Genomic DNA, 20,452 nt, shown 5'->3' on the forward strand with positions numbered 1-20,452 from the left:
ATGACCGCGCTGAGCGCCCTGCCCCGTCCGACCGCCGAACAGCTGCGTCTGCCGCTGGAGCGTCATGTCGTGGGCGAGGCCTTCGTGACATCCGACAGCAATGCCGAGGCGGTGCGTGTGCTGGCGCGCTGGCCCGACGGCGCGGGGGCGGTGCTGGCCCTGCATGGGCCGGCGGGATCGGGCAAGAGCCGCCTGGCCGCCGACTGGGCCGAACGGGTCGGGGCCGTGCCGCTGAACGGCGCCGAGGCCGCCGTGATCGATCCGCTGGAGCTGGAAGGCCGGCCCGTGCTGCTGGACCGGGCGGCGGATGCGGACGACGAGAGCCTGTTTCACCTGATCAACCTGGCCAACAGCGGCGGGGGCGCGCTGCTGCTGGTTTCGCGCTCCGCGCCGCGTCAGTGGTCGGTGGACCTGCCCGATCTGCGTTCGCGTCTGGACGCCGTGCGCGCCGTCTGCATCGCCACGCCCGACGACGCCGTCCTGTCGGCCATCCTGCGCGCCCGGTTCGCCGAGCGCAGCATCACCCCGGCCGACGACGTGATCGACTATCTGGTGCGCCGCCTGGATCGGTCGGCCGACACCGCCGCCATCGTAGTGGAGCGGCTGGACGCCCTGCATCGCCCGGTCACCCGCGTCCTGGCCCGCCAGGTGCTGGATGCCATGGATGGCCCGCTCGACATCGAGGCCTGAAGCCGACAAAGCCCACATATCGGGATATGCACAGCTTTGCCGTGAAATCGCGCGTGGATTTTGAACGCACAGCTTGGCCTTGTCGTTGAGCCTGCGGAGCGGCAAAGCGCTCCACAAACAGGAAACGTCCAAATGCGTGTTCAGCTTGTCCTGATTTCCGCCGTCGCCCTGCTCGCGGCCTGTTCCAATTCAGAAGACACCAAGACCGCCGCCAATGGCGAGCCTGCTGCGGCCACGCCTGCCGCCTTGGCCGCGCCCGAACCGGGCCTGTGGCAACAGACGGTGTCCGGCGCCCAGATGCCACAACCGATGACGGTGAAAATTTGTGTCGGCGAAACGGCGCCGGGATCAAACCCCTTCAACGCCCCGCAAGCCGGCGTGACCTGTAGCGAGAACACGGTCAAATCCACGCCCGGCGGCGCCGAGTTCCATGCCGTCTGTAACGCCCAGGGCATGACCGTCACCTCGGACGGCAAGGTCACGGGCGACATGCGCACCGCCTACAAGGTGGACATCACCACCAGGACCACCGGCCCCAACGTTCCGCCCACGATGGCGGAAATGAAGATGAGCGTGGACGCCAAACGCCTGGGCGACTGCCCCGCCGGCGTCGCGCCGAACGCCGTGGTTCAGTAATCGAAGGGGATCGGGGCGACATCGCGTCGCCCCGATCATCTCACGATTTTCGACGCACCCGCTTGCGGCCGTCACAGACGCGCGCGAGAACCGGGTCATGACCGACGCCGCGATCGATGACGACACCCGAGGCGAGGAGGTTCCCGCCTCTCGCGCCCCCCAACTGGCGCTGAGCGAGGAGCTGATGGCCTCGCCGACCCGGTTCTTCAACCGCGAGATCTCGTGGCTGGCGTTCAACGAGCGCGTGCTGGAAGAGGCCGCCAACCCCAATCACCCGCTGCTGGAGCGGCTGCGGTTCCTGTCCATCTCGGCCAATAACCTGGACGAGTTTTTCATGACCCGCGTCGCCGGCCTGAAGGGCCAGCAGCGCGAGCGGCTGCGCGTCCTGTCGTCGGACGGCCTGACGCCCGGCGAGCAACTGGACCAGATCAACGTCTCGGCGGGCGAGCTGATGGCCGAGCAGCATCTGCGCTGGCGTCAGCTGAAGAAGGAACTGACCGTCGCCGGTATCGAGGTCGTCGATCGCCAGCGCATCACCAAGACCGAGCGCGAACGGCTGGAGCCCGAGTTCCTGAACCAGCTGTTCGCCGTCCTGACCCCGCTGGCTATCGACCCAGCGCACCCCTTCCCCTTCCTGCCCAACCTAGGCTTCTCGCTGGCGCTGAAGCTGAAGCGCAAAGGCGAAACCAAGACGTTTTACGCGCTCGTGCCGGTACCGACCCAGGTTCAGCGGTTCTGGCAACTGCCCACCGACGGTCGGTCCACGCCGGGGCATAAACGCTTCATCACGCTGGAAAACGTGCTGCTGCTGTTCATCGACCACCTGTTTCCCGGCTGCGACGTCATGGAGAAGGGCGTGCTGCGCCTGATCCGCGATTCGGACATCGAGATCGAGGAAGAGGCCGAGGACCTGGTGCTGGAGTTCGAGGAGGCGCTGAAACAGCGTCGCCTGGGCTCGGTCGTGCGGGTCAAGATCGAGGCCTCCATGCCTTCCGATCTGCGCACCTTCATCGTCGGCGAGCTGGAGGCCGCGCCCCAGGACGTGGTGCTGGTCGACGGGATGCTGGGTCTGGCACAGTTGTCCGACCTGATCCCCGGCGGCCACCCGGACCTGAAGTTCAAGGGTTATGAGCCCCGCTATCCCGAACGCGTCCGCGACAACGGCGGCGACGTCTTCGCGGCCATCCGCGAAAAGGATTTGCTGATCCACCACCCGTTCGAGAGCTTCGACGTTGTGGTTCAGTTCCTGCGTCAGGCCGCCCGCGATCCCAACGTCATCGCCATCAAACAGACGCTGTACCGCACCTCCAAGGACAGCCCCATCGTCGCCGCCCTGATCGAGGCGGCCGAGAACGGCAAGAACGTCACCGCCCTGGTCGAGCTGAAGGCCCGGTTCGACGAGGAGGCCAATCTGCGCTGGGCGCGGGCGATGGAACGGGCCGGCGTCCACGTCGTCTTCGGCTTCGTCGAATACAAGACCCACGCAAAGGTCAGCGTCGTGGTCCGTCGCGAGGGCGAGGCGCTGAAGACCTATTGCCACTTCGGCACCGGCAACTATCACCCGGTGACGGCCAAGGTTTACACCGACCTGTCGCTGTTTTCCTGCGACCCCGTGCTGGGGCGCGATGCGACCAAGGTGTTCAACTACATCACCGGCTACGCGACGCCCGATCATCTGGAGGCGGTGATCGTCTCGCCGTTGAACATGAAGTCCACGCTGATCGAACTGATCGGAAAGGAGATGTCGGCCGCCGCCATAGGCAAGCCCGCCGCCATATGGGTCAAGCTGAACTCGCTGGTCGATGTCGAGATCATCGACGCCCTGTATCGCGCCAGCCAGTGGGGCGTGCGCATCGACCTGGTGGTGCGCGGCATCTGCTGCCTGCGTCCCGGCGTGCCGGGTCTGTCGGAGAACATCCGGGTCAAGTCCATCGTCGGACGCTTCCTGGAACACAGCCGCATCGTCTGTTTCGCCAACGGCAAGGATCTGCCGCACGACAAGGCCAAGGTCTTCATCTCTTCGGCCGACTGGATGACGCGCAACCTGGACCGCCGGGTCGAGCTGATGACGCCGATCCGCAACGCCACCGTCCACGACCAGGTGCTGGACCAGATCATGGTCGCCAATCTGAAGGACGACGCGCAAAGCTGGGTTCTGGACGCAGAAGGGCGCTATACCCGCGTCTCCCCCGCCGACCCGGAGCGGCCGTTCTCGGCCCACAAATACTTCATGACCAACCCCAGCCTGTCGGGACGCGGCCGCAAGGCCAAGAGCCTGCCTGCCGTCCTGCGCTATGAGCGTCCGGGCCGTTGATGCCCACCGACACGCTTACCGACCGCGACATCGCCGCGATCGACATCGGTTCCAACTCGGTGCGGCTGGTGCTGTACAGGCTGGAAGGCCGCGCGATCTGGACCGTCTACAACGAGAAGGTTCTGGCCGGCCTGGGCCGCGACCTGCCGACGACGCGCAGGCTCTCGCCCGAGGGCGTCGTCATGGCGATGACGGCCCTGCGCCGTTTCGCCGCCGTGCTGGAAGGCGTCCGCCCCGACACGACCCTGATCGCCGCCACCGCCGCCGTGCGCGAGGCCATCGACGGGCCGGAGTTCTGTGAACGCGTCGCCGCCGAGACCGGCCTGACCATCCGCGTCCTGTCGGGCGAGGAAGAGGCGAAATACGCCGCCATGGGCGTGCTGGCCGGCGCGCCTCTGGCCCATGGCGTCTCGGCCGACATGGGCGGCGCCAGTCTGGAGCTGACGCGGCTGAACGGTCACGGCGTCGAAAACGGCCTGACCCTGCCGCTGGGGCCGTTCGCCCTGGCCGAGGGCAAGGGGTTCGACGCCGACCGCATCAAGGTCCGCATCGATCAGGCCCTGAAACCCGTCGCGGCACAGTTCCAGAGCGAGCGCCTCTATGCCGTCGGCGGCGCCTGGCGGACCCTGGCCCAGGTGCAGATGGCGCTGAAATCCTATCCGCTGAAGGTCGTGCATCAGTATCAGATGTCGGCCGAGGACGCGCTGGAGACCGCCCGGCTGGTCGCCCAGCAATCGGTCGCCGGCCTGACCAAACTGCCGGGCGTGTCCAGGAAACGGGCCGAGACCCTGCCCTATGCCGGACTGGTGCTGGAGGGGTTGATCAAGCACCTGGGCCTGAAACAGATCGAGATGTCCGCCTGGGGCGTGCGCGAGGGCCTGTTGTTCGAGACGCTGGACGAGGCGACGCGCACGGCCGATCCGCTGCTGGCCGGCTGCACGGCCCTGGGCGGACGGCAGGGCGTGGCCCCGACCCTGCCCGGCGCCTTGAACGGCTGGATTTCCGAGATCGTCGCCGCCCTGCCAGAGGTCTTTGGCGAGGAACGCGACGCGGTCCTGGTCGGCGCCGCCTGCCGTCTGGCGGACCTGGGCGCACGCCTGCATCCCGATCACCGGCTGGAGCTGGTGTTCGACCAGGTGCTGCGCGCGCCGGTCGCGGGCATCAGCCACGTCGAGCGCGCCTTTCTGGCCAGCGCCATGAACGCCCGCTACGGCGGCGGCCCCGCCACGCCCCAGCCCGAGATCATCGACCGGCTGCTGAACGGCGACGCCGCCAAACGCGCCCGCGCCATCGGCCTCGCCATCCGCCTGGCCTGCGACCTGTCAGGCCGCTCGCCGCAACTGCTGGCCAATGCGACCGCGCGGGTGAAAGGCGGCGACCTGCGCCTGACGGCGACCGAAGGCTATGCCGACGTCCTGCTGGGCGAACAGACGAAGAAACGCGCCAAGGCCCTGGCCGAAGCGATGGACCTGGGACTGAAAATCTAACGACGACCGTCTCCTCCCCGCTTCGCAGGGAGGAGACACAACGCCACGCTTGACGCATCGCGCCCCGCCCCCGACGGTGCGGCTTCCCCTGCCGACCCGGATGACCTGATGCCGCGTACCCGCCTGACCGCCGCCTGCCTCGCCGTTCTGATGACGACCGCCGCCGCGCCAGCGATGGCCCAGACCTTCCAGTCCACCCCTGTCGTCACCGATGCGACCCAGGCGCCGCTGGCCCTGCCCCGCGCCCAGCCGGCCATCCCCGCGCCGCAAGACAAGCCCTATCCCGGCGTCATCCAATACCGCGCCGACATCACCGATCTGGACCGCCGCATCATCAGCGTCAGCCAGACGATCCCCGTCGCCGGTCCCGGCCCGCTGACTTTGCTCTATCCGAAGTTCCTGCCCGGCAACCACGCCGCCACCGGCCCGATCCAGCTCATCTCCGGCCTGACCGTGACCGCCAACGGCCAGCGGATCGAGTGGCTGCGCGACACGCTGGACCCCTACGCCTTCCACCTCGATATCCCGGCTGGCGTCACCAGCATCGAGGTCGCCTTCCAGCAACTGACCCAGCCCGACAGCTCGAACTGGCGCGTGCTGATGACCCCGGCCATGGTCAATCTTCAGTGGGAGAAGGCCATCCTCTATCCGGCCGGCTATTTCAGCCGCCAGATTCAGGTCGCGCCGACCGTGGTCCTGCCCGCCGGCTGGAAATACGGCACGGCCCTCACGACCTCGTCTCAGGACGGCGACGTGGCGACCTTCGCCCCCACCGACCTCTACACCCTGATCGACAGCCCCATCTTCGCCGGCGCCCACTATCGCCGCGTGGACATCGACCCCAGCGGCGACCGCGTCCACCTCAACATCCTGGCCGACGAAGCCAAGGGCCTGGCCGCTACCGACGAGCAACTCAAACTGTTCGAGAACATGGTCCAGCAGGCCGACCGTCTGTTCGGCGCCCGCCACTTCGACGACTACGAGTTCCTGTTCGCCCTGACCGATCAGATGGGCGGCATCGGGCTGGAGCATCACCGCTCCTCCGAGAACACCGGCGCCCCCGACTTCTTCACCAACTGGACCAAGAGCGCCGGCGACCGGGGCCTGCTGCCGCACGAATACACCCACTCCTGGAACGGCAAGTTCATGCGTCCGGCGGACGAACTGACCGCCAACCACAATGTCCCGACCCAGAACACCCTGCTGTGGGTCTATGAGGGTCAGACCGAATACTGGGGCGACGTGCTGGCCGCCCGCGCGGGCCTGCATTCCAAGGAGGTGGCGCTGGCCACCCTGGCCAGCGTCGCCGCCTTCTATGACGAGCAGCCGGGTCGTCAGTGGCGCGCGCTGCAGGACACCAACAACCACAATCTGCTGGGCTACCGCGTACCGGGCCAGTTCACCTCGTGGATGCGCGGCACCGGCGACTACTACCGCGAAAGCCTGCTGGTCTGGCTGGACGCCGACACCCTGATCCGCGAGAGCACGAACGGGCGCAAGTCCCTCGACGACTTCGCCAGGGGCTTCTTCGGCCACGACGACGGCGAATGGGCGCCTCAGGGCTATACGTTCGAAGATGTGGTCGCGGCCCTGAACGCCGTCTATCCGCACGACTGGGCCGGGTTCCTGCGCAGCCGCCTCGACGCCGTCGGGCCGGACGCCAAGGCGCCCCTGGCCGGGATCGAGCGTGGGGGGTGGCGACTGACCTACACCGACACGCCGTCGGCGGCGGAGAAGGCGGTCCAGAGCGGCTGGGCCAATGACTTCCAGTATTCGCTGGGCTTCACCCTGACGGCGGACAAGCTGACCAACATCCGCTGGGGCGGCCTCGCCTTCGAGCAAAGGATCGGCGCCGGCTGGAGCCTGGTCGCCGTCAATGGCAAGGCCGGCTCGGCCGAGGTTTTGCGCGACGCCGTGACCGCCGCGAAAGGGACCGACGCCCCCATCGAACTGCTGCTGAAATCCGGCGACCGCTTCCGCACAGTGGCCTTCGCCTACCACGACGGCCTGCGCTATCCGCGCCTGGAGCGGATCGAGGGCACGCCGGACCGCCTCTCGGACATCCTCGCTCCAAGACGGCGCTAAGACCGTCTCCTCCCCATCGGCGAAGGCCGATGGGGAGGACAGGCGATCGCGTCAGCGAGCGCCAGGAGGGGGCGACACGGTGGCTGAAGCTCTTGGGGTCATCCCCACCGTCGGAGTCGCACCCTCCTGATCGCTAGCGCGATCTGTCCTCCCCACGCGCCTCCGCGCGAGGAGAGGTGAGTTTTACGCCTTCAACAGCCCCAGCAGGGCCTCGGCCGCTTCACGCGACGAACCCGGGTTCTGACCCGTCACCAGCTTGCCGTCGGTCAGCACATACGACCCCCAGTCCGGCCCCTTGGAATAGTCGCCGCCATTGGCGATCAGCACGTTCTCGACCAGGAACGGCACCACGTCCGTCAGGCCCACCGCCTCCTCTTCGGAGTTGGTGAAACCCGTCACCTTGCGGCCGTTGACCAGCGGTTTGCCGTCCGCACCGTTCACCGACTTCAGCACGCCGGGCGCATGGCACACGAAGCCGGTCGGCTTGTCCGCCTTGGTGAAGGCCTCGATCAGGGCGATGGAGTCCGCGTCATTGGCCAGATCCCACAGCGGCCCGTGACCGCCGGGATAGAAGACGGCGTCGAAATCATCGGCCTTCACCGACGACAGGACGACGGTCGAGGCCAGGGCGGCCTGCGCCTCGGCATCGGCCTTGAAGCGGCGGGTGTCGTCGGTCTGGGCGTCGGCGTCGTCGCTCTTGGGGTCCAGCGGCGGCTGACCGCCCTTGGGCGAGGCCAGCACGACCTCAGCGCCCGCATCCTTCAGCGCGTAATAGGGCGCCGCCAGCTCTTCCAGCCAGAAGCCTGTCTTCTTGCCCGTGTCGCCGAGTTGATCGTGCGACGTCAGCACCAGCAGGATGTTCATAGGGGATGGCTCCGTCTCTTGGGGTGTCCACAGATGGGAAGCCCTACGCCGCCCCTCAAGGCTGGCCTCCACGGCGAAATCCCCTCACCCTGCCGGCTGCATTCACCAGAGGCGAAGTCGCATGAAGCGTTGGATCGGACTGCTCGCCGCCCTGCTGGGCCTGATGACTTTCACCCAGGCGGCCCAGGCGTCAGCCCCCTGCGGCATCGGCCAGGCGGGCGCGACCCAGGCCGTCGCCATCGGCCGCACCGGCCGCACGATGCTGCTCCACCTGCCCGCCGGCTTCGATCCGAGCAAACCCGCGCCCCTGGTCTTCCTGCTGCACGGCAGCGGCGGCACGGGCGAGAAGATGCTGGCCTCGTCTCGGCTGGCGGAAACGGCGGACCGGCACGGCTTCATCGTCGCCGCGCCCGACGCCGGGATCCCGGTCGAGCGGGGCTTCGTCTGGAACATTCCCGGCGTCCCGACCATCACCGGCGCGGTTCCCGGCCCCAACGACGCCGACGACGTCGCCTATCTGACGACCGCCATCCGCTATCTGGCGGACCAAGGCTGCGTCGACGACAGCCGCGTCTATGCCACCGGTCTGTCGGGCGGCGGGCGGATGACGTCCTGGCTGGGATGTGTCGCCGCCGACCGTTTAGCCGCCATCGCCCCGGTCGTGGGCCTGCGCGCCGGCAATCCGAGGAAGGACCGCCCGGAAGAGCCCGATCCCGCCACCTGCCGCCCCTCGCGCCCCATGCCGGTCATCGCCTTCGCCGGCGACGCGGACACGACCAATCCGATTCAGGGCGGCGGCGCAGGCTATTGGCATTACACCATGCACGCCGCCGAACAGCGCTGGGCCCAGATCAACGGCTGCACGCAAATTCGCGACACCCGCTGGGTCGCCGATAAAGTCTATGAGGAAGGCTACGCCGCCTGCCGCGACGGCGCGGACGTGGTGGGCCGCATCACCGCCGGCGGCGGCCATAGCTGGGTCGCCGACAACGACACCATGTGGGCCTTCTTCGCCGCCCGCACCCGACCGCAAAACTGAGGTAAGGGCGCCCCCAAGACGCTTCGTTCCCAAGCCAAACGACTAGGCCCAAACGGCCTCAAGTAGCGCTCCGCGCGGTAGGCCCCACAAACAAAAAGACCCGGCGGTTTCCCGCCGGGCCTTTCCGATATTCAGCAAATGCCGAAAGTCAGATCTTACTTGATCTGGACCTTGGCGCCGGCTTCCGTCAGCTTCTTGGCGACTTCGTCGGCGTTCTGCTTGGAGACGTTCTCGACGACGTTCTGCGGAGCGCCTTCGACCAGGTCCTTGGCTTCCTTCAGACCCAGGTCCGAACGCACGCCACGGACTTCCTTGATCACGTTGATCTTCTTGTCGCCACCGTCCAGCAGGACGACGGTGAATTCGGTTTGCTCTTCGGCAGCTTCAGCCGGAGCACCGCCACCGGCAGCCGGAGCAGCCATGGCGACGGGAGCAGCGGCGCTGACGCCCCACTTTTCTTCAAGCAGCTTCGACAGTTCAGCGGCTTCGAGAACGGTCAGAGCGGACAGGTCTTCGACGATTTTGGCGAGATCAGCCATTGTCAGTTTTCCTTCGGAGGATTGGTTTTAGAGAGTGATGCAGAGATGAAAGGCTGGGCCGCTTACGCGGCTTCCTTGGTGGCGTAGGCGTTGAACACGCGAGCCAGCTGACCGGCGGGTGCTTGCAGCACGCCGGCGATACGAGTCGCAGGCGCGTTGAGCAGGCCGATGAGTTGGCTGCGGACTTCGTCGAGCGTCGGGAGCTTGGAAAGAACTTCCACGCCCTTTTGATCGACGACGGTGTCGCCCATGAAGCCGCCGATGATCTTGAAGCGATCATTGGCCTTGGCGAACTCGGTGGCGACCTTGGCGGCCGTACCGGGGTTCTCGGAATAGGCGATGCCCACGGGACCCTTGAACAGGGCGTGGAATTCGCTGCCTTCTTCGGCTTCGAGCGCCTTCAGCGCCAGGCGGTTCTTGACCACCTTGAACGCGCCGCCTTCTTTACGAAGACGACCACGCAGATCTTCCATTTCCGCAACGGTCAGACCCAGGTTTTGGGTCACGACCACGGAGCCGGCGTCGGCGAATACGCCCTTGAGCGTTTCGATCGACTCGGCTTTTTGAGCGCGGTCCATTGCGGTCTCCAGTCTTGGTATTCGCCGCCGGGCTTATTCCCGACGACGGATTGGCCAAAGCGCCGTGCATCGCTGCAAAGCGTTAAAGCCGGTCGTATTGTCCGAAGGATGCGTCTGACGGCGTCCGTCCCGGAATGCGGGCTGACAGCGCAGGGTCGCGTCCCCATCTCCCCACGGCGTCAGAGGGCTCTCTGACAGTTATGGCCTGGGTGACCCCCACGCCCCGAAGTTCTCGGACAGGACCGTCAAGGGAATGAACCAGTGACGGGAAGCGGCGCTCTTACAGGGACGGATCACGGAAATCAAGGCAGGGATCGCATGGCCTATGAACTCTATTACTGGCCGACCATCCAGGGCCGGGGCGAATTCGTCCGGCTGGCGCTGGAGGCCGCCGGCGCCGACTATGTCGACGTCTCGCGCCAGGACGACGGCGAGGCCATGATGGCGCTGATGGCCGACGCCGCCACGCCGCCCTTCGCCCCACCCTTCCTGCGCCTGGGCGACCGCACCATCGGACAGGTCGCCGCCATCCTGGCCTGGCTGGGTCCGCAACTGGACCTCAGCCCGAACGGCGACAGTGACCGCGCCTGGCTGAACCAGATCCAGCTGACCTTGGCCGACCTGGTCGCCGAGGCGCACGACACCCACCACCCGGTCGATCTGATGGCCTATTACGACGATCAGAAGCTTGAGGCCGCCAGACGCGCCGAGGGCTTTCGCAAGGATCGGATCGCCAAATTCCTGGGCTGGGCCGAACAGGTGCTGGACCGAAACCCGTACGGCTCGGACTGGATGGTCGGCGACCGCCTGACCTATGCCGACCTGTCGCTGTTTCAGGTGGTCGAAGGCCTGACCTACGCCTTTCCCAAGGCGTCGGCGCGCGTCCTGAAGACGACGCCCCACGTGGTCGCCGTCCGAGACCACATCGCCGCCCTGCCCCGCATCGCCGCCTATCTGGCCAGCGAACGCCGCATCCCCTTCAACGAAGACGGCATCTTCCGCCGGTATCCCGAACTGGACGGCTGAGGTCGCTCAATCTTCCAGGGGCGTGGCGTCGAAGTCGCGGATCAGAGTGGCCAGATCGGGTTCGTGCACCAGATCCGCCGCCTCGCTCAGGCTCATCCAGCGGCGCTCGCGCTGGTGCGCCTCGGGCCAGGCGCCCAGCTGGACCAGCACCTGAAGCGGATAGACCGAAACCACGCACTGGCGCGCGCCGCCGTCCTTCAGTCCCTTGGCGTAGCGGAAGACGCCGATGGAGGTCTGGTCCATCTCGCCTCGCACTCCGGCCTCTTCCATGGCTTCCTGAGCGGCCGCCTCGGGATCGGTCTTGCCGACCATCCGGCCGCCCTTTGGTATGACCCAGCGGCGCGTCTCGCGCGAGGTGATCATCAGTATCTGACGACCGTCTTCCGTCTGGCGCCACGGCAGTGCCGCGACCTGACGGGTCTCGGACCGCGCCGTGCGTTTGGTGCCCGACGGCATCAGGCGCGGTTCCGCGAGGATCGGGTCTTGGGACAGGCCATGCGACGTTTTGCACCAGCGAAAGGATCAGCGCGTTCCAAAGGTGATCGCGCCGCCTGCGTCAAGCGAACTGACGCAGGCGTCCTATTTTTCGCCGGGCGCCTTGGCATCGGGATCCCCTAGGACGTCCTGTCGATACAGCATGGTGATCAGGGTGTGCAGCACCAGCGCCAGCGGTGTGGCGAACAGCACGCCCAACGGCCCGAACAGGGTGCCGATCCCCACCACGGCGAAGATGCCCAGAACGACCGGCAGGTTCGCCACATTCTTCTGCACCATCGGCGTGATGAAGTTGCTCTCCAGCTGGGACACCACGACATAGAGGGCCAGGGTCATCAGGGCGGTTTCCCACCCCTGGGTCGCCCCCACCAGAACGGCCGGAACGGTGGAAACGATCGGCCCGACGATCGGCACGAACTGCGCAAGGCCCGTCAACAGGCCCAGGCCCAGGGCCGAGGGCACGCCGATGATCGTCAAGCCTACGCCCGTCAGCGTGCCGACCAGCACCATCGAGAACAGTTGCGCCTTCAGCCAGCCCTTCAACGCCTTGCCGCAACTGTTCAACACCTCGCGCAGGCGCGGCCGGCGGTCCATCGGAACCATCGACAGCAGGCCTTCGCGCGACTTTGCCGGTTCGATGGCCAGGAACACGCCCGCGACGATCACCAGCACCATGGTCGTGACGCCCGAGGCGAAGCCCAGCGCGAACTTCTGCGCAACCTGCAGAGCCTGGCCGGCGCGCCCGCCCAGACCTTGCAACTGCTCCAGCAACTGGGCGGCGTAGGGCTGGGCCTGGATCCACGACTGAACCTGGTCCCACCCCTGAGGCACTACGGCGGACAAAGCCACGACCTGCTCGGTGATCTGGGCGCCGAACAACGTCAATATTCCCGCCAGCACGGCCACAACGATCAGCAGAGACAGAAACACCGCCAGCGGATCCGGCGCCTTCAGCCAGCGCACGATAGGGTCGGCCAGCGCCCGCAGGATCACCGCCACCACGATGGCGCCGAAGATCAGCAGCCACAGCGTCTGCAACGTCACGATCAACTGGACCGCGAAATAGGCCGAGACCAGCACGATGGCGCCGAACGCCAACCGCCCTTTCCACGGGTCATGGCCACCCACGCCAGGCTTGTCGCCCATCAATTTTCCCAGTCCGAACATGTCGCCCCCTTCAAGGTCGCGACAGGAACGCAGTTCGAACGTGGCCGTTCGCCGCACCCGATAATAAAGTCAGTGGGGGTCGGGCGACCGCGCGTCATAGGCCGTTTGGGCCGCCGCGACCTGGGGCATCTGGGTCTCGGCCCAGTCGATCATCGACTGCATGGCGGCCATCAGGGTGCCGCCCAATGGCGTCACCGCATAGGTCACGGACACCGGCACCGTCGCCACGACGGAGCGCGACACCAAACCGTCGCGCTCCAGCGACTTCAGCGTCTGGCTCAGCATCTTCTGCGACACCCCATCGACCCGCTGCTTCAGCGCGTTGAACCGGATCGGCCCCTCGCCCAGCACGATCAGGATCAGGGTGCTCCACTTGTCCGCGATCCGGTCGAGCAGTTGCCGCGTCGGACAGTTCGCCGCGAACACGTCGCCGCGCGTCCAGGTTTCCTGAAGGTGACCAGGTGTGTGAAAGGTGCCGTCTTGCATGGCTGCATCCCATAGCGCACCTGGTATCCATTGTATACCTAGAGGAGCCTTCCATGAAAGTTACAGTCCTCGGCGCCAGCGGTCGCGCCGGCTCGGAAATCACCAGGGAACTGGCCGCGCGCGGCCATTCCGTTACCGCCATAGCGCGCAAGCCCGAGGCCATCCCCGCCGCCGACGGCGTCACACCCGTCGCGGGCGACGCCTCGGACGCCGCCGCGCTGGCTCAACTGATCAAGGGTTCGGACGCCGTCATCAGCGCCCTGCATTTCGACGTGCCCGCCGAGACGGTTCTGAGCGCGCTCAAGACCGCCGGCGTGCCGCGCCTGCTCGTCACCGGCGGCGCCGCAAGCCTGGAGGTCGCACCCGGCGTCCGCCTGATCGACACGCCCGAGTTCCCCGAGGAATGGAAGGTCTTCGCCCAGGGCGGCATCGTCTTCCTGGACGCGCTGCGCCACGAGACGGACATCGACTGGACGTTCTTCTCGCCCGCCGCCGTCATCGAGGAAACGCCCCGTCTGGGCCATTTCCGTACTGGAACAGATCGAGCTGGTCGTGGACGACAAGGGCGATAGCAAGATCGGCTTTTCCGACTACGCCATCGCCATGGTGGACGAGCTGGAAAACCCCCAGCACAGCCGCGCCCGCTTCACTGCGGCCTACTGAAAACTATTGCGCCGCCTGGCCGCGCGCTGCGACGGCCATGGCGGCCTTCATCTCACGCCTCTGCTCCGGCGAGCATTCCAATCGAATGCACATCTGGTCGCCCATATCGGCCATCAGTTCCGGCATGATGCCTTGGATGGCCGTCGCGATCCGGGGCGCCGCCGCATAACTTTTGCTCATCAGCGAGCGGCCGACGTCGCTCTGGTAGAAGGCGACGAGAGCCTGCAACTCCTCCAATGTGAAGATATCGGCGTAAATCGGCGCACTGACCTCGAACATCCGGGGCAACATGCTCGCGGTCGCCTCAGCCATCGCCTCGCGAACCTCTGCCGCCTGTTCCCCCGACAGGGTGGTCGATTCCGGCACCATCATCGCCATCATCTGACCCAACGACGCACCCAACTGCTCGCCCTGGATCAGCGCGATGAACTTGTTGGCCAGAGCCAGTTTTTCGGCCGAAACGTCGGTCGTCTCGGCCATGGCCGCCGGCGCGGTCAGCAGGGTCAAGGCCAGGAGCAGGCCGCCGATCAGTCGTTTCATCTTATCCCCCAGTCAGGCGCGCATCCTGACGGCTGGGACCATATCCGGGCAAGAAAAAACGGCGGGGATCGCTCCCCGCCGTTCTTCATTACCGGTTGTCTTTAGGCTTAGGCGCCCAGCGAGGACGGGTCGACCTTGAAGCCCGGGCCCATCGTCGAAGACAGGCTGATGCGCTTCACATAGGTGCCCTTGGCGCCCGACGGCTTGGAACGCACCAGGGCGTCCACGATGGCCTTCACGTTGGCTTCCAGAGCGTCCTGGGTGAACGAGACCTTGCCGATGCCGGCGTGGACGATGCCCGCCTTCTCGACGCGGAACTCGACGGCGCCGCCCTTGGCGTCCTTGACGGCCTGGGCCACGTTCGGGGTCACGGTGCCGACCTTGGGGTTCGGCATCAGGCCGCGCGGGCCCAGCACCTTACCCAGACGGCCGACCAGGGCCATCATGTCCGGCGACGCGATAACGCGGTCGAACTCCATGAAGCCGCCGGCGATCTTCTCGTACAGATCTTCGGCGCCGACGTGTTCGGCGCCGGCTGCGGTGGCTTCGGCGGCCTTGGCGTCCTTGGCGAAGACGGCGACGCGAACGTCACGGCCCGTACCCGACGGCAGGTTCACCACGCCACGGACCTGTTGGTCGGCGTGACGGGGATCGACGCCCAGGTTGACGGCGATCTCAAGGGACTCGTCGAACTTCGACTTTGCGTTTTCCTTGGCCAGCTTGATGGCGTCGGAGAACGGCAGCAGGTCTTGGCTGACGCCGGTGCGGGCTTTTTGAGCCTTGGTTTGCTTGGCCATGGTTTAGCCCTCCACCACTTCGAGGCCCATCGCGCGGGCGGAGCCTTCGATGATCTTGGTCGCGGCGTCGAGGTCGTTCGCGTTCAGATCTTTCATCTTCTTTTCAGCGATCTCGCGCAGTTGCGAAACCTTGACCGTACCGGCCGTTTCACGACCGACCAGCTTGGAGCCCGACTTCAGGCCCGTGGCCTGCTTCAGGTACCAGGTCGCCGGCGGCGTCTTGGTCAGGAAGGTGAACGACTTGTCCTGATAGACGGTGATCACGGTCGGAAGCGGGGTGCCCTTGGCTTCCTTCTCGGTGCGCGCATTGAACTCCTTGCAGAAGCCCATGATGTTCACGCCGCGTTGACCCAGAGCCGGGCCGATCGGGGGCGAAGGCGTGGCCGAACCGGCCGGCACTTGCAGTTTGATATAGCCGAGAATCTTCTTGGCCATTGGTCTCTCCTATGAATGACCCGACGAACGAACGCAGGGCCGGTGAGCCGTGGTGCGGCATGGCTGCCTCCCACGGATTTGCCGCCCCACGAACCGAGGCCCGCCGAGCGAAGGCGCGCGTGTAACAGAGAGGGGGCGCAAAGGCAAACGGGGTGGACGAACGTCACCTCCCCGTCGGCGAAGGCCGATGGGGAGGACAGGCGGCGCGGAGCGACGCCAGGAGGGGGCGACTCGGTCTCTGACGTGGGCGTGGTCATCACGGCTGACGGAGACGCCCCCTCCTGACCGCTACGCGGTCTGTCCTCCCCATGCGCCTCCGCGCATGGGGAGGTGAAACGAAAGAAGCCGCGCCCTTTCGGACGCGGCTTCAAAATCTCGACGGACGCGTGAGCCTCAGCCCGCGACCTTCTCCACCTGGGCGTATTCCAGCTCGACCGGCGTGGCCCGGCCGAAGATGGACACCGCGACACGCAGGCGGGCGTGTTCTTCGTCCACGCTCTCGACCGAACCGTCGAAGCTGGCGAACGGGCCGTCGATGACCTTGACCTTCTCGCCGATGTCGAAGCGGATGGTGGGTTTCGGACGTTCGACGCCCTCTTCCACCTGGCCGATGATGTTCTGAACTTCACGTTCCGAGACCGGCAGGGGCTTGGTGCCGCCCGCGGCGCCCAGGAAGCCCGTGACCTTCGGGGTGTTCTTGACCAGGTGATAGGCCTGGTCGGTCATTTCCATCTTCACCAGCACATAGCCGGGGAAGAACTTGCGTTCCGAGTTCACCTTGCGGCCGCGACGGATCTCGACGACGTCCTCGGTCGGAACCAGGATTTCGGAGAAGGCGTCTTCCAGGCCCTGCTGCTTGGCCTGATCGCGCAACTGTTCAGCGACCTTTTTCTCGAAGTTCGAGTAGGCGTTGACGATATACCACTTGTGGCGCGGATTGGCGGGCTTTGCGGGCGCTGCATCGGTCATGGGCGCGTCTTTCTCAGGATCCGAGAGCGATGATATAGCGGAAGGCGAAGCCCAGGCCGGTGTCCACGATCCAGAAGAAGATCGCGGCGATGATCACCATGATGAAGACCATCACCGAGGTGATCCAGGTCTCCTTGCGGCTGGGCCAGACGATCTTGCGGCCCTCGGCGCGAACCTGGCTGAAGAACTGGCCAGGGCTGGTGCGGGGCTTCTTGGGCTCGGGCGAATCGACCGTGATGGCGGCGGCGCCCGCGGCTTGTGGCTTGGCGCCGATCTGCGGCTTTGCGTTGCCCTGAGGCCGCTTGCCGGGAGTTTTGGCCTTGGCCATCAGTTGCTCTTCACACAATTGTTCCTGTCGCCCCAGATGGGAAATCCCATCCGGAAGCGACAGGGGGGATTGGCAGGAGTTGGGGGACTCGAACCCACGACCCCCGGTTTTGGAGACCGGTGCTCTACCAGCTGAGCTAAACTCCTAGACAACCGCTCGAACCCGGAGGTCCGTGCGTTCGCCAGAGGGGGGCGTATGCCCGACACCGCCCTGCATTTCAAGGGCGATGTGACACTTGCGACTAGTCTTCCAGATGCGCGGCGATGGCGGCCCGCTCGTCCTGGGCTTTGACCAGTTCCTTGAAGATCAGCTTGTCGATGCGGCGGTCGTCCATATCCACGACCTCGACCTCGAATCGGCCGACCTGCAGCACTTCGCCCTCGTCCGGCACGCGCGAGATCTGATGCAGAATCAGGCCGGCGACGGTGTGATAGCCTTCGTGCTCGCCGAAGTTCTCGCCCAGCTTGTCGGCCAGTTCGTCCAGATCGGTCTGGCCGTCGACCAGCCAGCTGCCGTCGGCGCGCTGATGGATCCAGGCCTGTTCCTCGTCGTGACCCTCGTTGAAGTCGCCGGCGATCATTTCCAGGATGTCGGTGGCCGTCACCACGCCTTCGAAGGCGCCGTATTCGTCGACGATGAAGGCCATGTGGACCTTGGAGCCCTTCAGGATCTCCAGCGCCTTCAGCACCGAGGTCGACTGGGGAATGAAGGCCGGTTCGGCGACCAGCGGCTCGATGTCGAACTTGCCATGCGTCAGCAGGCTGTCCAGCAGGTCCTTCTTGTGGACCACGCCCAGCGGATTATCGACGTCGCTCTCCCGCGCCACCACGATCCGCGAATAGGGGCAGGTGCGAATCTCTTCGCGCAGCATCTCCTCGGGGTCGTCCAGCGCGATCCAGAACACGTCATGGCGCGGCGTCATGGCCACCCGCACCGGACGGTCGCCCAGGCGCAGGATCTCTTCGATCATCACCTGTTCTTCGGGTTCGATCAGGCCGGCCGAGGTGCCTTCCGCCAGGATGGTCGCCACCTCTTCCTGGGTCACGTCCGAACCGTCGCGGTCCTTGACGCCCAAGAGCTTGAGGATGCCCGAGGTCGAGGCCGTCAGCAGCAGGACGAAGGGTTTCAGCACGATCGCCAGTTTGGAGATCGGGGCCGCCATCTTGGACGCCACCGCCTCGGGGAAGATCAGGGCGATACGTTTGGGCACCAGTTCGCCGATGATCAGCGACACATAGGTGATGCACACGACCACCAGGGCCGTGGCGAAGAATTCTGTGTAGGCGGTCAACGCCGGAAAGGCGACTTCCAGAATGCGGTCCAGCTCGCCGGCGATGGTCGCCTGGCCGTAAGCGCCCGCCAGAATGCCGATCAGGGTGATGCCCACCTGAACGGCGGACAGGAACTGAGTCGGTTCTTCGGACAGCTTCAACGCCGCCCTGGCCCCCCGGTCTCCCCGTTCCGCCCTCGCCTGAAGTTTGGATTTCCGCGAGGAGACGACCGCCAATTCAGTCATGGCGAACAAGCCGTTGAGCACCACCAGGAGCAGAACGACAGCAATAGCGATGAGTAACATCTAGGGGGTTTTGGGGACCGACGCGGCGCAACAGACGGCGTCCGCAACGCTACATTAGGGCAGGATCGCGTCCAGCGCCACGTTTTCCTTGAGCCTCAGCCCGCCCGCCCCGCCTCAACCGAGCCATAGGCCCCCGAAACCGGCCGCCCGTCCGCATCATACTGGGTCGCGCAAGCGCTCATGCCCAGGACGGTGCCGATGAAAAGACCCAGTCGGATGGCGCGTCGCATTTGGTTGCCGAAAAGTTAACGTCCGTTCCGAACGTAAACCCCGGTTCCCGGTTGCAGGCAAGACGGCTCGCGCGAGGCGCGAACAACCCATTCCCCTTCTCCTCCCCTCTCCCATTGGGAGAGGGCTTGAGCGACCGAGAGCACAGCGACCGGCCTTGCGCGAAAGGGTGAGGGCCGTCCGTACAACCGGTCCAAAGCAAAACGGCCCCCGAATCGCTCCGGGGGCCGCTCTGTTACGCTTACCGTGTCTCTTGGCCTCAAGCAGCGCGTGAGCGCGTCAGGCCAAAAGGATGTGTCTTGCTACTCGACGATCTTGGCGACGACGCCGGCGCCGACGGTGCGGCCGCCTTCACGGATGGCGAAGCGCAGGCCCTGGTCCATGGCGATCGGCGTGATCAGCTCGACGTTCAGCTCGGCGTTGTCGCCCGGCATGATCATCTCGACGCCTTCCTTCAGGTGAACGATGCCGGTCACGTCCGTCGTGCGGAAGTAGAACTGCGGGCGATAGTTCGTGAAGAACGGCGTGTGACGACCGCCTTCTTCCTTGGTCAGGATGTAGGCTTCGGCCAGGAACTTGGTGTGCGGGGTGATGGAGCCCGGCTTGCACAGCACCTGGCCGCGCTCGACGTCTTCACGCTTGGTGCCGCGCAGCAGAACGCCGACGTTGTCGCCGGCCTGACCCTGGTCCAGCAGCTTGCGGAACATTTCCACGCCCGTGCAGGTCGTCTTCTGGACCGGACGGATGCCGACGATCTCGACTTCCTCACCGACCTTGACGATGCCCTTCTCGACGCGGCCCGTGACCACGGTGCCGCGGCCCGAGATCGAGAACACGTCTTCGACCGGCATCAGGAACGGCAGGTCGACCGGACGTTCCGGCTGCGGGATGTAGGCGTCGACGGTTTCCATCAGGGCCAGAACGCGCTGTTCGCCGATTTCCGGGTTCACGCCGTCGGTCGCGGCCTTGGCCGAACCCTTGGTGATCGGAATGTCGTCGCCGGGGAACTGGTACGAGCTCAGCAGCTCGCGCACTTCCATCTCGACCAGCTCGAGCAGTTCTTCGTCGTCGACCAGGTCGACCTTGTTCATGAAGACCACCAGGGCCGGCACGCCGACCTGACGGGCCAGCAGGATGTGCTCGCGGGTCTGCGGCATCGGGCCGTCGGCGGCCGAAACCACCAGGATCGCGCCGTCCATCTGCGCCGCGCCCGTAATCATGTTCTTCACATAGTCGGCGTGGCCGGGGCAGTCGACGTGCGCATAGTGACGGTTGGCAGTCTCATATTCCACGTGCGCGGTGTTGATCGTGATGCCGCGCGCCTTTTCTTCCGGCGCAGCATCGATGTCCGCATAGGCCATAGCCTTCGCGCCGCCGGCCTTGGCCAGCGTCATCGTGATCGCAGCCGTCAACGTCGTCTTGCCATGGTCAACGTGACCAATCGTGCCGATGTTGCAGTGCGGCTTGTTCCGTTCGAACTTTTCCTTGGCCATGGCCAAACTCCTGATGG

General features: G+C 65.9%; 22 protein-coding genes and 1 tRNA gene. 8 read left to right on the top strand and 15 right to left on the bottom strand.

The window, feature by feature from the left end; genetic code table 11:
• The 5 genes from AC3ISA_RS00005 to AC3ISA_RS00025 all read left to right on the top strand — a co-directional run bounded on the left by AC3ISA_RS00005 (position 1) and on the right by AC3ISA_RS00025 (position 7,212).
• Positions 1 to 690, top strand: coding sequence for a P-loop NTPase family protein (locus AC3ISA_RS00005; RefSeq protein ID WP_489178783.1), 690 nt, complete (start codon positions 1 to 3; stop codon positions 688 to 690).
• Between the two features lie 132 nt (positions 691 to 822).
• Positions 823 to 1,326, top strand: coding sequence for a DUF3617 domain-containing protein (locus tag AC3ISA_RS00010; RefSeq protein WP_489178784.1), 504 nt, complete (start codon positions 823 to 825; stop codon positions 1,324 to 1,326).
• A gap of 97 nt (positions 1,327 to 1,423) precedes the next feature.
• Entirely contained in the window at positions 1,424 to 3,640 is a 2,217-nt protein-coding gene (locus AC3ISA_RS00015) for an RNA degradosome polyphosphate kinase (protein WP_489178785.1), read from the top strand.
• A complete protein-coding gene (locus AC3ISA_RS00020) occupies positions 3,640 to 5,127 on the top strand; it encodes a Ppx/GppA phosphatase family protein (protein WP_489178786.1) in 1,488 nt (495 codons plus the stop codon). Before AC3ISA_RS00015 ends, AC3ISA_RS00020 begins: the two co-directional genes overlap by 1 nt.
• A 108-nt stretch (positions 5,128 to 5,235) precedes the next feature.
• Positions 5,236 to 7,212: a M61 family metallopeptidase gene (locus AC3ISA_RS00025; protein ID WP_489178787.1), complete on the top strand. Its 1,977-nt coding sequence runs from the start codon at positions 5,236 to 5,238 to the stop codon at positions 7,210 to 7,212.
• A 183-nt stretch (positions 7,213 to 7,395) separates the two neighbouring features.
• Here AC3ISA_RS00025 and AC3ISA_RS00030 read toward each other — a convergent pair whose 3' ends face one another.
• Positions 7,396 to 8,076, bottom strand: coding sequence for a type 1 glutamine amidotransferase domain-containing protein (locus tag AC3ISA_RS00030; protein WP_489178788.1), 681 nt, complete (start codon positions 8,074 to 8,076; stop codon positions 7,396 to 7,398).
• A gap of 121 nt (positions 8,077 to 8,197) precedes the next feature.
• Here AC3ISA_RS00030 and AC3ISA_RS00035 point away from each other — a divergent pair, with 121 nt between their 5' ends.
• On the top strand, positions 8,198 to 9,115 hold the full coding sequence (locus AC3ISA_RS00035; RefSeq protein WP_489178789.1) for a CE1 family esterase: 918 nt from the start codon (positions 8,198 to 8,200) through the stop codon (positions 9,113 to 9,115).
• Positions 9,116 to 9,270: 155 nt separating this feature from the next.
• Here the strand turns inward: AC3ISA_RS00035 and rplL are convergent, their stop codons facing one another.
• Together rplL and rplJ are read right to left on the bottom strand one after the other, a co-directional pair.
• Positions 9,271 to 9,654: a 50S ribosomal protein L7/L12 gene (gene rplL / locus AC3ISA_RS00040; protein ID WP_135193045.1), complete on the bottom strand. Its 384-nt coding sequence runs from the start codon at positions 9,652 to 9,654 to the stop codon at positions 9,271 to 9,273.
• Between the two features lie 62 nt (positions 9,655 to 9,716).
• Positions 9,717 to 10,232, bottom strand: a complete 516-nt coding sequence (gene rplJ, locus AC3ISA_RS00045) for a 50S ribosomal protein L10 (protein ID WP_372692063.1) — start codon at positions 10,230 to 10,232, stop codon at positions 9,717 to 9,719.
• Between the two features lie 318 nt (positions 10,233 to 10,550).
• Here rplJ and AC3ISA_RS00050 point away from each other — a divergent pair, with 318 nt between their 5' ends.
• Positions 10,551 to 11,258, top strand: a complete 708-nt coding sequence (locus AC3ISA_RS00050) for a glutathione S-transferase (RefSeq protein ID WP_489178790.1) — start codon at positions 10,551 to 10,553, stop codon at positions 11,256 to 11,258.
• A 6-nt stretch (positions 11,259 to 11,264) separates the two neighbouring features.
• Here AC3ISA_RS00050 and AC3ISA_RS00055 read toward each other — a convergent pair whose 3' ends face one another.
• From AC3ISA_RS00055 to AC3ISA_RS00065, 3 genes are all read right to left on the bottom strand, one after another.
• Positions 11,265 to 11,714 (bottom strand): NUDIX hydrolase, encoded by a 450-nt coding sequence (locus AC3ISA_RS00055; protein ID WP_372692061.1) that lies wholly within the window; start codon positions 11,712 to 11,714, stop codon positions 11,265 to 11,267.
• A 123-nt stretch (positions 11,715 to 11,837) separates the two neighbouring features.
• Positions 11,838 to 12,899 (bottom strand): AI-2E family transporter, encoded by a 1,062-nt coding sequence (locus AC3ISA_RS00060; RefSeq protein WP_489178791.1) that lies wholly within the window; start codon positions 12,897 to 12,899, stop codon positions 11,838 to 11,840.
• 90 nt (positions 12,900 to 12,989) lie between these two features.
• The gene (locus tag AC3ISA_RS00065) at positions 12,990 to 13,406 is read right to left on the bottom strand and encodes a winged helix-turn-helix transcriptional regulator (protein WP_489178792.1); all 417 of its coding nucleotides are present in this window, start codon (positions 13,404 to 13,406) and stop codon (positions 12,990 to 12,992) included.
• Positions 13,407 to 13,459: 53 nt separating this feature from the next.
• Between AC3ISA_RS00065 and AC3ISA_RS00070 the strand changes: the two genes are divergently transcribed.
• Positions 13,460 to 13,978 carry an NAD(P)-dependent oxidoreductase gene (locus tag AC3ISA_RS00070; RefSeq protein ID WP_489178793.1) on the top strand — a complete coding sequence of 173 codons (519 nt, stop codon included), beginning with the start codon at positions 13,460 to 13,462 and terminating at the stop codon, positions 13,976 to 13,978.
• 94 nt (positions 13,979 to 14,072) lie between these two features.
• Here the strand turns inward: AC3ISA_RS00070 and AC3ISA_RS00075 are convergent, their stop codons facing one another.
• The 9 genes from AC3ISA_RS00075 to tuf form a co-directional block, all read right to left on the bottom strand.
• Entirely contained in the window at positions 14,073 to 14,609 is a 537-nt protein-coding gene (locus AC3ISA_RS00075; RefSeq protein ID WP_489178794.1) for a DUF2059 domain-containing protein, read from the bottom strand.
• 107 nt (positions 14,610 to 14,716) lie between these two features.
• Entirely contained in the window at positions 14,717 to 15,406 is a 690-nt protein-coding gene (gene rplA, locus AC3ISA_RS00080) for a 50S ribosomal protein L1 (protein ID WP_159844895.1), read from the bottom strand.
• A 3-nt stretch (positions 15,407 to 15,409) separates the two neighbouring features.
• Positions 15,410 to 15,841 carry a 50S ribosomal protein L11 gene (gene rplK / locus AC3ISA_RS00085; protein WP_135193053.1) on the bottom strand — a complete coding sequence of 144 codons (432 nt, stop codon included), beginning with the start codon at positions 15,839 to 15,841 and terminating at the stop codon, positions 15,410 to 15,412.
• A 393-nt stretch (positions 15,842 to 16,234) separates the two neighbouring features.
• The gene (nusG, locus tag AC3ISA_RS00090) at positions 16,235 to 16,810 is read right to left on the bottom strand and encodes a transcription termination/antitermination protein NusG (protein WP_314120681.1); all 576 of its coding nucleotides are present in this window, start codon (positions 16,808 to 16,810) and stop codon (positions 16,235 to 16,237) included.
• Positions 16,811 to 16,823: 13 nt separating this feature from the next.
• Positions 16,824 to 17,138 (bottom strand): preprotein translocase subunit SecE, encoded by a 315-nt coding sequence (secE, locus tag AC3ISA_RS00095; RefSeq protein WP_372692053.1) that lies wholly within the window; start codon positions 17,136 to 17,138, stop codon positions 16,824 to 16,826.
• A 70-nt stretch (positions 17,139 to 17,208) separates the two neighbouring features.
• A tRNA-Trp gene (locus AC3ISA_RS00100) sits at positions 17,209 to 17,284 on the bottom strand.
• Positions 17,285 to 17,379: 95 nt separating this feature from the next.
• Complete coding sequence (locus AC3ISA_RS00105) at positions 17,380 to 18,714, bottom strand: hemolysin family protein (RefSeq protein WP_372692052.1); 1,335 nt, start codon at positions 18,712 to 18,714, stop codon at positions 17,380 to 17,382.
• 95 nt (positions 18,715 to 18,809) lie between these two features.
• Entirely contained in the window at positions 18,810 to 18,944 is a 135-nt protein-coding gene (locus AC3ISA_RS00110; protein ID WP_372692051.1) for a hypothetical protein, read from the bottom strand.
• A gap of 300 nt (positions 18,945 to 19,244) precedes the next feature.
• Positions 19,245 to 20,435, bottom strand: a complete 1,191-nt coding sequence (gene tuf / locus AC3ISA_RS00115; protein ID WP_135193056.1) for an elongation factor Tu — start codon at positions 20,433 to 20,435, stop codon at positions 19,245 to 19,247.
• Positions 20,436 to 20,452 lie beyond the last annotated feature (17 nt).

The sequence above is a fragment of the Brevundimonas sp. KH_058 genome, assembly GCF_057838505.1.

What these genes read in the sequence shown, in the direction of transcription:
- AC3ISA_RS00005 (WP_489178783.1), top strand. Translation starts at nt 1, where the DNA reads ATGACCGCGCTGAGCGCCCTGCCCCGTCCGACCGCCGAACAGCTGCGT.
- AC3ISA_RS00010 (WP_489178784.1), top strand. Translation starts at nt 823, where the DNA reads ATGCGTGTTCAGCTTGTCCTGATTTCCGCCGTCGCCCTGCTCGCGGCC.
- AC3ISA_RS00015 (WP_489178785.1), top strand. Translation starts at nt 1,424, where the DNA reads ATGACCGACGCCGCGATCGATGACGACACCCGAGGCGAGGAGGTTCCC.
- AC3ISA_RS00020 (WP_489178786.1), top strand. Translation starts at nt 3,640, where the DNA reads ATGCCCACCGACACGCTTACCGACCGCGACATCGCCGCGATCGACATC.
- AC3ISA_RS00025 (WP_489178787.1), top strand. Translation starts at nt 5,236, where the DNA reads ATGCCGCGTACCCGCCTGACCGCCGCCTGCCTCGCCGTTCTGATGACG.
- AC3ISA_RS00030 (WP_489178788.1), bottom strand. Translation starts at nt 8,076, where the DNA reads ATGAACATCCTGCTGGTGCTGACGTCGCACGATCAACTCGGCGACACG.
- AC3ISA_RS00035 (WP_489178789.1), top strand. Translation starts at nt 8,198, where the DNA reads ATGAAGCGTTGGATCGGACTGCTCGCCGCCCTGCTGGGCCTGATGACT.
- rplL (WP_135193045.1), bottom strand. Translation starts at nt 9,654, where the DNA reads ATGGCTGATCTCGCCAAAATCGTCGAAGACCTGTCCGCTCTGACCGTT.
- rplJ (WP_372692063.1), bottom strand. Translation starts at nt 10,232, where the DNA reads ATGGACCGCGCTCAAAAAGCCGAGTCGATCGAAACGCTCAAGGGCGTA.
- AC3ISA_RS00050 (WP_489178790.1), top strand. Translation starts at nt 10,551, where the DNA reads ATGGCCTATGAACTCTATTACTGGCCGACCATCCAGGGCCGGGGCGAA.
- AC3ISA_RS00055 (WP_372692061.1), bottom strand. Translation starts at nt 11,714, where the DNA reads ATGCCGTCGGGCACCAAACGCACGGCGCGGTCCGAGACCCGTCAGGTC.
- AC3ISA_RS00060 (WP_489178791.1), bottom strand. Translation starts at nt 12,899, where the DNA reads ATGGGCGACAAGCCTGGCGTGGGTGGCCATGACCCGTGGAAAGGGCGG.
- AC3ISA_RS00065 (WP_489178792.1), bottom strand. Translation starts at nt 13,406, where the DNA reads ATGCAAGACGGCACCTTTCACACACCTGGTCACCTTCAGGAAACCTGG.
- AC3ISA_RS00070 (WP_489178793.1), top strand. Translation starts at nt 13,460, where the DNA reads ATGAAAGTTACAGTCCTCGGCGCCAGCGGTCGCGCCGGCTCGGAAATC.
- AC3ISA_RS00075 (WP_489178794.1), bottom strand. Translation starts at nt 14,609, where the DNA reads ATGAAACGACTGATCGGCGGCCTGCTCCTGGCCTTGACCCTGCTGACC.
- rplA (WP_159844895.1), bottom strand. Translation starts at nt 15,406, where the DNA reads ATGGCCAAGCAAACCAAGGCTCAAAAAGCCCGCACCGGCGTCAGCCAA.
- rplK (WP_135193053.1), bottom strand. Translation starts at nt 15,841, where the DNA reads ATGGCCAAGAAGATTCTCGGCTATATCAAACTGCAAGTGCCGGCCGGT.
- nusG (WP_314120681.1), bottom strand. Translation starts at nt 16,810, where the DNA reads ATGACCGATGCAGCGCCCGCAAAGCCCGCCAATCCGCGCCACAAGTGG.
- secE (WP_372692053.1), bottom strand. Translation starts at nt 17,138, where the DNA reads ATGGCCAAGGCCAAAACTCCCGGCAAGCGGCCTCAGGGCAACGCAAAG.
- AC3ISA_RS00105 (WP_372692052.1), bottom strand. Translation starts at nt 18,714, where the DNA reads ATGTTACTCATCGCTATTGCTGTCGTTCTGCTCCTGGTGGTGCTCAAC.
- AC3ISA_RS00110 (WP_372692051.1), bottom strand. Translation starts at nt 18,944, where the DNA reads ATGCGACGCGCCATCCGACTGGGTCTTTTCATCGGCACCGTCCTGGGC.
- tuf (WP_135193056.1), bottom strand. Translation starts at nt 20,435, where the DNA reads ATGGCCAAGGAAAAGTTCGAACGGAACAAGCCGCACTGCAACATCGGC.